The sequence below is a fragment of the Halorubrum aethiopicum genome, from assembly GCF_001542905.1.
Classification (GTDB): Archaea; Halobacteriota; Halobacteria; order Halobacteriales; family Haloferacaceae; genus Halorubrum; species Halorubrum aethiopicum.
This window is the reverse complement of the sequence record NZ_LOAJ01000001.1, coordinates 363616-375928: the sequence shown is the minus strand read 5'-3', so window position 1 is coordinate 375928 and position 12313 is coordinate 363616. Positions and strand designations below refer to the sequence as shown.

The 12313-nt window shown below is 72.0% G+C and carries 10 protein-coding genes; 4 read left to right on the top strand and 6 right to left on the bottom strand.

Annotated elements, in window-relative coordinates; translation table 11 throughout:
• Positions 1 to 5: 5 nt before the first annotated feature.
• Together AXA68_RS01850 and serA are read right to left on the bottom strand one after the other, a co-directional pair.
• Entirely contained in the window at positions 6 to 2645 is a 2640-nt protein-coding gene (locus AXA68_RS01850) for a DNA topoisomerase I (protein ID WP_066412050.1), read from the bottom strand.
• A gap of 137 nt (positions 2646 to 2782) precedes the next feature.
• Positions 2783 to 4387, bottom strand: coding sequence for a phosphoglycerate dehydrogenase (serA, locus tag AXA68_RS01845; protein ID WP_066412048.1), 1605 nt, complete (start codon positions 4385 to 4387; stop codon positions 2783 to 2785).
• Positions 4388 to 4738: 351 nt separating this feature from the next.
• Here serA and AXA68_RS01840 point away from each other — a divergent pair, with 351 nt between their 5' ends.
• On the top strand, positions 4739 to 6022 hold the full coding sequence (locus tag AXA68_RS01840; RefSeq protein WP_066412046.1) for a hemolysin family protein: 1284 nt from the start codon (positions 4739 to 4741) through the stop codon (positions 6020 to 6022).
• 9 nt (positions 6023 to 6031) lie between these two features.
• On the opposite strand, the gene thpR is transcribed toward AXA68_RS01840, so the two are convergent.
• The 3 genes from thpR to AXA68_RS01825 all read right to left on the bottom strand — a co-directional run bounded on the left by thpR (position 6032) and on the right by AXA68_RS01825 (position 8836).
• Positions 6032 to 6637 (bottom strand): RNA 2',3'-cyclic phosphodiesterase, encoded by a 606-nt coding sequence (gene thpR / locus AXA68_RS01835; RefSeq protein WP_066412044.1) that lies wholly within the window; start codon positions 6635 to 6637, stop codon positions 6032 to 6034.
• A 118-nt stretch (positions 6638 to 6755) separates the two neighbouring features.
• On the bottom strand, positions 6756 to 7835 hold the full coding sequence (locus AXA68_RS01830) for a hypothetical protein (protein WP_066412042.1): 1080 nt from the start codon (positions 7833 to 7835) through the stop codon (positions 6756 to 6758).
• Positions 7832 to 8836: a S49 family peptidase gene (locus AXA68_RS01825; RefSeq protein ID WP_066412040.1), complete on the bottom strand. Its 1005-nt coding sequence runs from the start codon at positions 8834 to 8836 to the stop codon at positions 7832 to 7834. Before AXA68_RS01825 ends, AXA68_RS01830 begins: the two co-directional genes overlap by 4 nt.
• 146 nt (positions 8837 to 8982) lie before the next feature.
• Here AXA68_RS01825 and AXA68_RS01820 point away from each other — a divergent pair, with 146 nt between their 5' ends.
• From AXA68_RS01820 to AXA68_RS01810, 3 genes are all read left to right on the top strand, one after another.
• Complete coding sequence (locus AXA68_RS01820) at positions 8983 to 9861, top strand: tetratricopeptide repeat protein (protein WP_066412039.1); 879 nt, start codon at positions 8983 to 8985, stop codon at positions 9859 to 9861.
• The gene (locus AXA68_RS01815) at positions 9862 to 10161 is read left to right on the top strand and encodes a DUF424 domain-containing protein (protein WP_066412038.1); all 300 of its coding nucleotides are present in this window, start codon (positions 9862 to 9864) and stop codon (positions 10159 to 10161) included. It abuts the gene before it with no gap.
• 98 nt (positions 10162 to 10259) lie between these two features.
• Entirely contained in the window at positions 10260 to 10961 is a 702-nt protein-coding gene (locus AXA68_RS01810; protein WP_066412036.1) for a TMEM165/GDT1 family protein, read from the top strand.
• Positions 10962 to 11060: 99 nt separating this feature from the next.
• Here AXA68_RS01810 and AXA68_RS01805 read toward each other — a convergent pair whose 3' ends face one another.
• Positions 11061 to 12278 carry a DUF2157 domain-containing protein gene (locus AXA68_RS01805; protein ID WP_066412034.1) on the bottom strand — a complete coding sequence of 406 codons (1218 nt, stop codon included), beginning with the start codon at positions 12276 to 12278 and terminating at the stop codon, positions 11061 to 11063.
• Positions 12279 to 12313: the final 35 nt, after the last annotated feature.

Here is a 12313-nt window from a genome sequence, read left to right as displayed (position 1 = left end):
CGCCTTCAGTCCGCCTTCGCCTGCCAGTCGCGGACGGTGTCCGGGCCGACGCCGTCGACGTCGCCGGCGAGGTCGTCGGGGTCGGCCGACTTGAGCTCGCCGATCCCCGCGATCCCCGCCTCCTCGAGCTTCTCCGCGGTCTTCTCGCCGATCCCCTCGACGGTCTGGAGCTCCGAGCCCTCCTCGCGCGCCCGGAACTCCCGGTAGTTACAGATCGGACAGCCGAGCTCCCACGGCTCGTCGCCCGAGTGGACCCGGAGGTGCGGGAGGCCGTGTTCCGCACACCGCTCCTCGGTCACCTCGATCTCGCCGCGGCGCGGCAGCGGCAGCGAGTAGTCGCAGTCGGGGTAGCGCGTACAGCCGACCAGCCGGGAGCCGGAGCGGAGCCGCTTGATGGCCAACTCTCCGCCAGCGTCGGCGGTTTCACCGCCTCCGTCCCGCGGCGAAGCCGCGCCCTCCCCACACTCCGGACACGCCCCGATCACCTCGTCGTCGGCCTCGTCGGCCTCGTCGGCCTTACACCGCGGGCAGCCGTGGACGAACGTCTTCCGCCCGGCGAGCATCTTCACGTGGTGGAGGTCGTGGTCCTCGCAGGCCTCCTCGAGGATGAGCGGCTTCCCGGTGGAGGGAAGCGGGAGGGTGAACTCGCAGTCGGGGTAGCCGTCACAGCCGACGAAGTACGACCCCGCACGCGACTGCCGGACGAGGAGGTCGGAGCCGCACTCCGGACACGGTCCGAGCGTCTTGTCCGCCTTCAGCGACTTCTGGAGCTGGTCGCCGATCGCCTCGCGGGACTCGGTGAGGTCCTCGAAGACGCGCTCGAGCAGCTCGCGGGAGGCGGCGGTCACCTCCTCGTACTCCTTCTCGCCCGCGGCGATCGCCTGCATGTCGCGTTCGAGCTGGGCGGTCATCTCCTCGCTCACGACGTGTTCCGCGAATCCTTCCGCGGCCTCGACGACCGACTCCGCGAGCCGCGTCGGCCGCGGCGGGTCGCTCTCGACGTAGCCGCGGTCGTACAGCTTCTCGAGGGTGCGGTGTCTCGTCGCCTTCGTCCCCACGCCGCGCTTCTCCATCTCCTCGATGAGCCGCGACTGGCCGTACCGCCGGGGCGGCTGGGTCTCCTTGGCCTCCGTCCGGCGGCCCGAAAGCGCCAGCGTCTCGCCGACCTCGACGTCCGGGACGATCCGCTCGTCGCTGGAGCGGTACGGGTACACCTCGTGGTAGCCGGCCTCGAGCAGGCGCTTGCCGTTCGCCTTCAGCCGGAGCCCGCCGTCGGCGGCGAGTTCGGGCGTTCCCTCGGCCTCGTCGGGGTCCCGGAGCGCGGCGACCGGGTCGGCCTCGCTCGCGATCGCGGTCGCCTCGCCGTTCGCGAGCGCGACGACGCGCAGCCGCTCCCACTCGGCGGCCGGCGCGCAGGTCGCGAGGAAGCGGCGGACGATGAGCTCGTACACCTCCCGCTCGTCGTCGTCGAGGTCCGACGCGTCCGGCAGGTCGCCGGTGGGGTGGATCGGCGGGTGGTCGGTGGTCTCCTCGTCGCCCGCCGTGGGCTCGATCTCCCCCTCCTCGCGCTCGAGCAGGGAGGCGGCGTCCTCGCCGAAGGTCGGGGACGCCTCCAGCGCCTCGAGCAGCTCTCGGGGGTCGAGGTCGTCGGGGTACACCGTGTTGTCGGTCCGCGGGTAGGTGACGTAGCCGGCGGTGTACAGCTCCTCCGCGATCGACATCGCCCGCTGGGCGGAGTAGCCGAGCGACCCCGCCGCGCGGATGTACGCGGTGGTATTAAAGGGGGTCGGCGGCTCGTCGGTCCGCGTCCGGCGGCGCACGTCGTCGACGACCGCGTCCCCGGCGGCTGCGAGCGCCTCGGTCAGCGTGTCGGCGACGCCCTCGTTCCACACCCGCTCGGCCTCGTTGCCCGCGTCGTTCCGGAAGAAGTACTGCGCCTCGAAGGGGTCGCCGCCCGCCTTCGAGAGGTCGCCGTACAGCTCCCAGTACGCCTCCGGGTCGAACGCGCGGATCTCCCGCTCGCGGTCGACGATCAGCTTGAGCGTCGGCCCCTGGACCCGACCGACCGAGATGAAGTCGTTGCCGAGCTGGCGGGCGGATAAGGAGAGAAAGCGGGTGAGCGCCGCTCCCCACGTGAGGTCGATCACCTGGCGGGCCTCGCCGGCGGCCGCGAGATCGAAGTCGAGGTCGTCGGGATCCGCGAACGCCTCCGTCACCTCGCGCTCGGTGATCGAGGAGAACCGCACGCGGTCGATCGGGGCGTCCTCGTTCACCTCGCGGACCAGCTCGTACGCCTCCTTGCCGATCAGCTCCCCCTCGCGGTCGTAGTCGGTGGCGATCGTCACGCGGGAGGCGTTGCGCGCGAGCGTCCGGAGCGCGCTCACGATCCCCTCCTGGGTCGGCGTCTTGTGGACCGGCGCGTCGATCAGCTCGACGGGCTCGACGTCGCGCCAGTCGCTGTACTCCGGCGGGAAGTCGACGCCGACGACGTGGCCCGAGAGGCCGATACACCGCTTGCCGCCCCACTTGTACACGTTGACGTCGTTTCTCCGCTCCGCCGTCGCGGAGCCGCCGCTCAGGATCTCCGCGATCCGCCGGGCGGCGTTGTCCTTCTCCGTGATTATCAGTTCGGGGCCGCGACTCATTGGGACTGGGTACGCCGCTCCCGCGTCTAAAGTTTTCGCGACGTGGCTTGAGAACTGTCCGCACGCGGGTCGATCCCGACTCGGCGCGACACGTCGTGGTCCGTGCGAACGCGTGTCAGGTGGCCGCCGACCGCCGGCTACTCCGCCTTCCGCTCCTCGGACCCGTCGAGGGTGATCTCGGTCACCTCGACGATCCGGTCGTCGGCGAGCAGGGTCTCGATCGCCTCGTCGGGGATCGGGTGATCGAGGTTGTACACGGTCAGCGCCTGGCCGCCCTGCGTCTCGCGGCCGTTGAACATCCCCGCGATGTTGACGTCGTGGTCGCCGAGGACGGTGCCGATGAGGCCGATGACGCCAGGCTCGTCGGTGTTGCGCGCGACGAGCATGTGGCCGTAGGGGACGGCGTCGACGCGGAAGCCGTCGATGCGGACGATCCGCGGGTCCTCGCCCGCGAACAGCGTCCCCTCCACGGCGAGCTCGTCGTCGCCGTTGTGGACGGCGACCCGCACGATGCTCTGGAAGTCCTCGGTCTGTCGGGTCTTCGACTCGGTCACCTCGATGCCGCGCTCCTCGGCGAGCCGCGGCGCGTTGACCGAGTTCACCTGCCACTCGAGCGGCTCGAAGACGCCCTTCAGCGCCGACGCCGTGACGAGCTCGACGTCCTCGGCGGCGATGTCGCCCTCGTAGGTCACCTCGACGCCCGTGATCCGGCCGTCGAGCAGCTGGGCGGCGACCTTGCCGGCGGTCTCCGCGACGGCGATGTACGGCTCGATCCGCGGGAACGCGGTCTCGTCGACCGAGGGCGCGTTGAGCGCCGTGAGCACCGGCTCGCCGGTGAACGCCGCGATCACGGCCTCGGCGGTGTCGACGGCGACGTTCTCCTGGGCGGCCTCCGTCGACGCGCCGAGGTGCGGCGTGACGACGACGTCCTCGACGTCGAGGAGCGGGGAGTCGGCGGGCAGCGGCTCCTCGGCGAAGGAGTCGAGCGCGGCCCCCGCGACGACGCCGTCCTCGACCGCCTCGGCGAGCGCGTCCTCGTCGACGATGCCGCCGCGGGCGCAGTTGATCAGGTAGCCGCCCTCCAGCTGGGCGAGCTCGTCCTCGCCGATCATCCCCTCGGTCTCGGGAAGCAGCGGCGTGTGGACCGTCGCCACGTCGGCGCGGGCGAGCGTCTCGTGGAGGTCGTCGACGAGGTCCGCGCCGAACTGCGCCGCGCGCTCCTCGGAGATGTACGGGTCGTAGACGACGAGATCCATCCCCAGCGAGTCGAGCCGCTTCGCGACCTCCTGGCCGACGCGGCCGAGCCCGACGATGCCGAGCGTCTTGTTGTTGAGCTCCGTGCCGAGGAACTCGCCTTTCGCCCACTCGCCGTCCTTCAGCCGGCCGTGCGCCTGCGGGATCGAGCGCGCGGCCGCGAACGTCATCGCGACCGTGTGCTCGGCGGCGGCCCGGACGTTCCCCTCCGGGGCGTTGGCGACGATGACGCCGTGGTCCGTCGCGGCGTCGATGTCGATGTTGTCGACGCCGATGCCGGCGCGGCCGACGATGACGAGGTCCTCCGCGGCCTCGAACACCTCGCGGGAGACGTCGGTTCCGGAGCGAACGACCAGCGCGTTGGCGTCGCTCACGGCGTCCAAGAGCGCCTCGCCCTCGACGTCGTAGTCCGTCTCCACCTCGTGGCCGGCCTCCCGGAGCCGCTCGAGGCCCGGGTCGGCGATCGGGTCCGTGACGAGTACCTTCATGTCCGTACCGACCCTCGGCGCGGTGTTAACGCTTTCTTCATCGCGCCGTTTTTCCGCTCCCGAAATCTCATCCGTATGCCATTTCCGATCCGCGATCGTGGTTATTCCATCCCTCTGTTTCGGGTGGAAACACCTCGTCCGTGCCTACCGTCGTGGACTGGTCGTCGGGAGGTCGGGGGGCCGTCGAGGCGGCGGGGCGTCGTCGGGGCGTCGAGGCGTCGTCGGGGCGTCGGGACATCGTCGGGGCGTCGAGGCGTCGTCGGGGCGTCGGGACATCGTCGGGGTGGCGACACCCCCCGTGGCCCTGGCCGTCGCCGATACACCCTTTCGGGTCGACGCGCATGTGGGGGTATGGACCTCACGCTCTCGTTTCTCGGGGCGGCCGCGATCCTCGCACTGACCGGGATCAGCGCCTTCTTCTCGAGTTCGGAACTCGCCGTGTTCTCGGTCGCGAAACACCGCGTCGACGCGCTCGTCGCGGACGGGACCCCCGGCAGCGCGGCGCTCTCGTCGCTCCGGGAGAACCCGCACCGCTTCCTCGTCACCGCGCTCGTGAGCAACAACGTCGCGAACATCGCGGCCGCCTCCGTCGCGACCGCGGTGCTCGTCCAGTACCTCCCGGCCGGGCAGGCCGCGACCGGCTCCACCGTCTTCACCTCGTTTTTCGTCATCGTCTTCGGCGAGATCGCGCCGAAGTCGTACGCGGTCGCGAACGCGGAGCGACACGCGCTCCGGGTCGCCCGCCCGGTCGTCGCCCTCCAGCGGCTCCTCCGGCCGATCCTCTACGTCTTCGAGGCCGCGAGCGGGGTCGTCACCCGCGTCGTCGGCGGCGACACGGCTATCGAGTCGTACCTGAGCCGCGAGGAGATCCAGACGCTCGTGCTCTCCGGGGAGGAGACCGGCGCGCTCGATCCCGACGAGAGCGCGATGATCCGCGGCGTCCTCGACCTGGGCGCGACCCGCGTCACCGCCGTGATGGTCCCCCGAACCGACATGGTCGCGATCCCCGACACGGCGACGCCCGCCGAGGTCGTCTCGGCGGCCACGGCGGCACACGTCACCAGGCTGCCCGTCTACGGCGAGAACCGCGACGACGTGGTGGGGGTCGTCGACGTCCGCGACGCGATCCGCGCCGACGAGGCGGGCGAGGGGCTCGCGAGCGTGCTCGCGGAGCCGACGTTCGTCCCCGAGACGAAGCCGGTGGACGAGCTGTTCGCGGAGATGCGCGAGACCGGCGCGCGACTGGTCGTCGTCGTCGACGAGTTCGGCGCGGTCGTCGGGCTCGCGACCCTCGAGGACGTGCTCGAGGAGGTGGTCGGCGAGCTGGTCGGGCGGGGCGAGACCGACCACGTCGACGTCCTCGAGCCGGGCGTCGCGGTCGCGCGCGGCTGGACCACCGTGGCGTACCTCAACGACGCGCTCGGGATCGCGCTGCCGACCGACGGCGGGTTCGAGACGGTCGCCGGGCTGATCACGGAGCGCGTGGGCCGGCTCCCCGAGGAGGGCGACCGCGTCGCGGTCGGCGACGTCACCCTCGTCGTCACCGACGCGACCCCGACGCGGGTGACGCGGATCCGCGTCGAACACCCGGTTCCGACTCCCGGCGATGGCGACCCCGCGGCGGAGTCGCCCTGACTCCCGGCGTCACTCCCGGAGGTCGAACGTCGCGATCGGCTCGTAGACCGGCCCGTCCTCCGTGAGCGTCGACTCGATCAGGGACGCCGATCCGACCTCGAAGCTCCCGAGTTCGGGGTCGCGCTCGCGGACGACCTCCCGTACGAGGTCCTTCCCGCGCCCGTCGTCCATCCGGGCGAGGGTGACGTGCGGCGTGAACGCGTGCTCTTCCGGCTCGAACCCGAGCGCGGTCGTCTCCGCCTCCAGCGCCTCGTGGAGCCGAGTCAGCTCCTCGTCGCCCTCCCCGATCCCGGCCCAGACCACGGAGATGTACTCGAGCGAGGGGAAGACGCCGAGCCCCTCAACCGTACAGTCGAACGGCCCGACGCCGGCGCGGTCGACCGCGCGCTCGCCGGCGGCGCGCACCTCCTCGAGGCGGTCGACGGCGACGTCGCCGAGGAACTTCAGCGTCAGGTGCGCCTGGCGCGGGTCCGTGGGTCGGATCCCCGGCGCGTCCGCGAGCGACGACTGGAGGTCGGCGATCGGTTCCGCGAGGTCGTCGGGCAGCTCGACGGCGACGAACGCCCGGACGGACGAGGACGATGGCGACGGCGACGACGATGGCGACGGCGACATGGACGAGGGAGGGTCCGGTCGCCGGGCACTCATGCGTTCCGCCGAGCCGACGCTGCCGGTGCCGGTCGGTCGAAAAAACGGATCCGCGTGGGTCGACGACGAACCGGGACGGCCCTCGTCAGGCCGTCGTGTTCGTCGCGTTCGTCGGCGGTTGGGTCGGCTGGGTGGGCGGCTGCGTGGGCTGTGTCGGCCCGGTCGGGCCGGTCGGGCCCTCCGGCTGGGTCTCCGGCGGCTGCGTCTCCGGGTCCCGGTCGTTCTCCACGAGGAAGTCCGCCAGGTTCCCGATCAGGGCGTCGTTGTCCGCGCGCCGGGCGTTCTCCGGCGAGAGGAAGCCGGCGTCGCCGACCATCACGACGCCGCCGTCGCGGACGAGAAGCGGCGCGTCGGTCGCCGCCCGCGTCGTCGACAGCTCGCTGCCGTCGATCGGGCGGAACTCGTCGCCGCCCTCGGCCGCCGTCCCGACGGGCGTCACCGTCGGGAACATCGCGCGGTCGACCCCCTCCGTCAGCCCGGAGTCGCCGGTCGGCTCCGCGTACACGCGCTGGTAGTTCAGGTCGTTCTCGACCATGTTGTACACGTAGCCCGGCTCGGTGGTGGTTCCGAGGGTGGCGTCGAGCGACGTCGGCCCCGGCTGGCCGAACGCCGCGTCGGGCTCGGTCGCCAGGATCATCCGACCGTCCGCCTCGACGAACGTCTCGATGTCCTCGAGCTCGTCCTCCTCGTAGTCGCTCCGGAACGTGACGAACGCGTCCGCCTCGGCGAGGTCCTCGCCGAGCGGGGTGGGGCCGGACGCGCCCGGCTGGCTCGGGAACCGCGACGCGCTCGCGTCCGGCGTGTACACCCGAACCTCGTGACCGTTCTCGATGAGGGCGTTCGCCAGCGGGCGGATGTCCCGGTCGGCGACGCCGCCGGTTCCGAGTCCGATGAGCGACAGCGGGCTGATCGCCACGCCGCCGCCGGCCGCCTGGACGCCGGGGTCGATGACGATCGTCTGTGACTCCGCGTCGCTGTCCATCGTCACGTTCGCCTCGCCCGGGTCGTCGTCCGCGATCAGGTCCGTCGACTGGTAGTGCTCGTTCTCGATCTCCGGCGCGGGGGCCGCGCCGTCGGCGGTGACGTAGCCGGCGAGCGCCGATCCGCCGGCGATCGTCGCGAACGTCACGAGGAACGCGACCGCGAGGGTGACGGCTCGGCTCACGCGGAAACACCCCCGTTCAGGGAGGCCGCGGTGTCGTTGGCGGGACCGTCCGCGCCGGCGTCCCCGGCGGTTCCGTCGCTCCCGGCGTCGACGCCGAGGTCGCTCCCCGCGAACCGTTCGACCGTGTCGACGTGCGGGACCGCCTCGAGGTGGACGTACGTGGAGGGCATCGGCTTGACGTCGGCGTAGCCGGGGTCGTTCGCGTACACCGCGACGACCTGCGAGTCGGTGCGGAGCAGGATCGGGAGGCCGGTGTCGAGGCCGGTCTCGCGCGTGTCGACCCGGTAGTCGCCGAGTTCGGCGCGGGTCGCGGCCTCGTGGATCGCCTCGTTGAGCGAGCCGATCTCGTCGGCGAAGCCGTTCTGGACGGCCTCGGTGCCGAGGTAGACGTCGGCCTGTGCGACCTGCTCGCGCGGCATCTGGAACTCCTCGCCGCGCTCCGCCATCATCGCGTCGACGAAGGTGTCGGCGAGCGTCTGCTGTTCCGCCCAGCCCTGGATCTCGTTACCGCCGGCCTTGTCGGGGCCGCTCGGGCCCGACACGGGCGGGGTCGTCCGGGGAGCGGGTGCGTTCAGCCCGATGCTCCCGACCTGCGAGGTCGGCAACACGTAGATGTCGTCGGCGGGAGCCATCGCGTAGTAGCCGCCGGAGGCGCTCATCGCTTGAACGCTCGCGATGACCGGCATCCCCTGGCTCGTGCGCTGGACCGCCTTGTACATGCGCTCGGACGCGACCGGCGCGCCGCCGGGCGTGTCGATCTTCAAGACGACGGCACCGACGGAGTCGTTGCCGCGGATCGCTGCGAGTTCGCTTTCGACGTCGTCGGCGAGGGCCGAGTTGACGGGGCCTTCGATTTCGACGACGGCCACCGTGTCCGTCGTCTCGTTGGTCGCCGCGTACACGTTCGGCGCGACCACGACGCCGAGCAACGCGGCGGCCAACACGACGGCCGCGACCTGTCGTCGCGGGGTGATGGCCGTGGAGAGCTTGTTGGTAGACATTACCGGTTAGTCTCACTCGAGTCGGGCACATAAGGTTCCGGGTGATCGTAACGCGAATTTAACCCTGTCTCGTGGTACCGTGAGCCACGCCCCATGGTCGACCGTCGACGTAACGCTTACCCGCCGTGACCGACAGATCCGGGTATATGACCGACGAGCGCGACGCGGACCGCCACGAGTTCTCCGCGGGCCAGGGCGTCGACGCCGACTACGAGGAGTTCACCCTCGACCCCGAGGAGCTGAACGCGGACCCGACCACGGTCGACCCGGTCGACTCGCGGGCCCTCACCGACGTGCTCGACCGGCGGAACGTCGAAAGCGACGCCGTCGACGTCGAGCGGCTGATGGACGTCGGGCTCTCCTACATGGGGATCAACCGCTTCGAGGAGGCGACGGAGACGTTCGAGCGCGCGGCCCGGTTCGCCGACGAGGACTCGCTGGAGGCACAGGAGGCGTGGGTGAACAAGGGGGCGGCCCACGCGGAACTCGAGGAGTACGACGAGGCGATCGGCGCGTATCAGGAGGCGCTACGCATCGACGACGACTCCGAACACGCCGCGAGCGCCGAGACGAACCTCGCGTACGCGCTCTGGGAGTCCGGGCGCGGCGAGCAGGCGCTCGAACACGCCGAGCGGGCCGTGGACATCGACCCGCGGTTCGCGCAGGCGTGGTACAACCGCGGCTTCCTGCTCGTCGAGCGCGGCCTCGCCGAGGACGCGGTCAACTGCTTCGACAACGCGATCCGTCTCGGCTACCGCGACGCCGGCGTCCTGGAGGAGAAGGCCCGCGCGCTGGAGGAGGCGGGCGAACACGAGCAGGCCGAGGAGGTCGCCGACCGCGCCGAGGAGATCCGCCGGGAGGCCGAAGAGCGGATGGTCGAGGAACAGGCCGGGCAGGGCGGCATGGGCGGCCAGCCCGGTCAAGGCGGCGGACGCGCCCCGAACGGTCGGGGCGGCCGCGGCGGGGAGCCCGGGGCGGGCGAACCGGAACGCGAGCTTCACGGAGAGGGTCCAGAGGGCTTTTAGATGCTGCTTCGCGAGCGGGAGACGCCCGAGGGGACGCTCGTCTCGGTCTGTGACGGCGACTGCCTCGGCGAGACCTACGACAACGGGCGCGCCAGCCTCTCGGTGACCGAGGAGTTCTACGGCGGCGACGACGCCGTCGAGGCCGACGCCGAGGCGGTCGTCGCCGCGCTCCGCCGCGCGCAGGTGGGGAACCTCGTCGGTCGGGAGGCGGTCGGCGTCGCGGTCGACGCGGGGCTCGTCGACGAGGGCGCGGTCATGGAGTTCGACGGAACGCGACACGCCCAGCTGCTCTGGCTGTGACCGATCTTCCGTATGCGCAAAACATTTGTTTTAGCCGTCTCTAAACCTTCGGCGTCGGCGCGTCGTTCTCCGCCGCCGCGTCAACGAGTCGATCCCCGATGAGCGAGACCACGTGGCTGACCGTTCTGTTCATCGCCGCCGGCGCGCAGCTCGCGGTCCTGCCCGGCGAGAAGGTCCAGCTGCTGATCGCCGGCCTCTCGACGCGGTACCGCCCCGCCGTCGTCGTGAGCGCGGCCGCGGCGTCGTTCGCCGGCTGGACCGCCCTCGAGATCCGGTTCGGCCGGGTGCTCACCCGGACGCTGCCGGGGATCTACCTGGACGCGCTGACGGCGATCCTGTTCGTCGTCTTCGCGTACCTGCTCGTCCGGAGCGCCCCGGCCCCCGACGCCGCGGACCCGGAGGCGACCACCGCCCCGCTGACCGACGGGGGCGAACTCGACGTGCGGGTTCCCCTGGTCGGCTGGCGGGTGCCGAACCGGTTCGGCGGCTTCCTCCCCATCTTCGCGATGATGGCGTTCGGCGAGTTCGGCGACAAGACCCAGCTCGTCACCATCTCGCTCGCCACCCAGTACGGCGCGTTCCCGACCGCCATCTGGACCGGCGAGATGCTCGCCATCGTCCCCGTGAGCCTCGCGAACGCGTACTTCTTCCACCGCTTCTCGCACCGGTTCGACCTCCGGAAGGCGCACTTCGCCGGCGCCGCGCTGTTCGGCTTCTTCGCGCTCGATTTCGCCGCGAACGTCCTCGTCGGCGTCTCGCTGTGGGAGACCGGGATCGACGCGCTCGCCGGGCTGGCGTGAGCGCTCGCTGGGATGGTTCTCATAGTGGTTATTGTAACCGTTTACCGGCGCTCTGCCGACCCGTCCTGGCAGAGCGCCGGAACTGACTTACAATAACCGCTATCGGCCGATCCGCGCGAGCACCGCCCGCCGGCCGCGCTCCGCGCCGAGCCCCGCGGCGAGCAGGACCGCCCCCGCGACGACGAGCGCCAGCGACCCGGAGATCGCGTCCCCGACGGGGCCGGCGAGGAAGGCGACCACGCCGAGGACGAACCCGAGCGCCGCCACGTTCGCCGGGGCGGCCTCCCGGAGGCCCACCGCGCCGACGACGAGCGCCAACACGACGCCGAGCAGGCAGCCGAGCGCGACCAGCGACCCGGCGAAGTCGCCGACGTGCCGGGGGACGCCCCACGCGACCGCGGCCGCGACGGGGGCCGCGACCGCGGGCGCGCTCGCGTACCGCGCGAGCCGGTCGTCGCCGGCGCGACCCACCGCGACGGCGGCGGCGACGACGCTCGCCGCGACGAGCAGGACGGTTCCGGCGGAGAGCCCCTCCGGCGGCGATCCGACCGCGACGACCGGCACGAGCGCGGCCGCCGCGAACGCCCCGCCGATCCAGCGGAGCGTCGCCGCGAACCGCGGGAGTGCGCGGCTCTCGTCGGCGGATGCCGGCTCGCCGTGGCCGGTGAGCCCGGCGACGTAGAGGAGGCCGCCATACGCCCCGAACAGGAGCACGAACTCCGCCGGGTCGGTCGCCGACGCGAGGGTCGCCGCGCCGAGGATCGCCCCCGCGCCCCCGATCGGCCGCGAGTCGAGTCCGGCCCCGATCGCGACCGCGACCGCGGTCCACGCCGCCAGCAGCCACGCCCGTGCGGCGTCGACGTCGACGACGGGCGTCAACTCGGCGAGCCGAAAGAGGGTCACGCCGGTGAAAAGCGCCGCGAGCAGCCACAAGCCGTGGGCGGTCCTGGGGGAGTCCTCCCGGAGCCGCGTCCCGCCGGCGGCGGCGACGAGGGGCACGCCGACGAGGATCGCGACCCGCGCGACGACCGGGATCGACTCCCAGCGCTCGTAGAGGTACGCGCCGACGCCGACGGCGACGAGGACGCCGCCCATCAGCGCCAGCGCGACGACGACCCGGTTCTCCTCGAGGAGGCCGCCCCCGCGGCCGGCCGACGCGTCACCTGCGTCGTCGGCCTCGGCGGTGTCGTCGTCGTCGTCGGTCTCGGGGACCTCGTCCGCCCGCTCGAACTCCCGGATCCGCGACGCGGTCTCCTCGTCTATCACGCCCGCGTCGGTCCAGCGGTCGAGCGCCGCGCGGAGGGAATCGCGGTCCATGGCGGGAGGAACCGCGGGACGACTCAAGTATCTTG

What these genes read in the sequence shown, in the direction of transcription:
- AXA68_RS01825 (WP_066412040.1), bottom strand. Translation starts at nt 8,836, where the DNA reads ATGTCTACCAACAAGCTCTCCACGGCCATCACCCCGCGACGACAGGTC.
- AXA68_RS01805 (WP_066412034.1), bottom strand. Translation starts at nt 12,278, where the DNA reads ATGGACCGCGATTCCCTCCGCGCGGCGCTCGACCGCTGGACCGACGCG.
- AXA68_RS01815 (WP_066412038.1), top strand. Translation starts at nt 9,862, where the DNA reads ATGCTGCTTCGCGAGCGGGAGACGCCCGAGGGGACGCTCGTCTCGGTC.
- AXA68_RS01820 (WP_066412039.1), top strand. Translation starts at nt 8,983, where the DNA reads ATGACCGACGAGCGCGACGCGGACCGCCACGAGTTCTCCGCGGGCCAG.
- AXA68_RS01810 (WP_066412036.1), top strand. Translation starts at nt 10,260, where the DNA reads ATGAGCGAGACCACGTGGCTGACCGTTCTGTTCATCGCCGCCGGCGCG.
- AXA68_RS01850 (WP_066412050.1), bottom strand. Translation starts at nt 2,645, where the DNA reads ATGAGTCGCGGCCCCGAACTGATAATCACGGAGAAGGACAACGCCGCC.
- AXA68_RS01840 (WP_066412046.1), top strand. Translation starts at nt 4,739, where the DNA reads ATGGACCTCACGCTCTCGTTTCTCGGGGCGGCCGCGATCCTCGCACTG.
- thpR (WP_066412044.1), bottom strand. Translation starts at nt 6,637, where the DNA reads ATGTCGCCGTCGCCATCGTCGTCGCCGTCGCCATCGTCCTCGTCCGTC.
- serA (WP_066412048.1), bottom strand. Translation starts at nt 4,387, where the DNA reads ATGAAGGTACTCGTCACGGACCCGATCGCCGACCCGGGCCTCGAGCGG.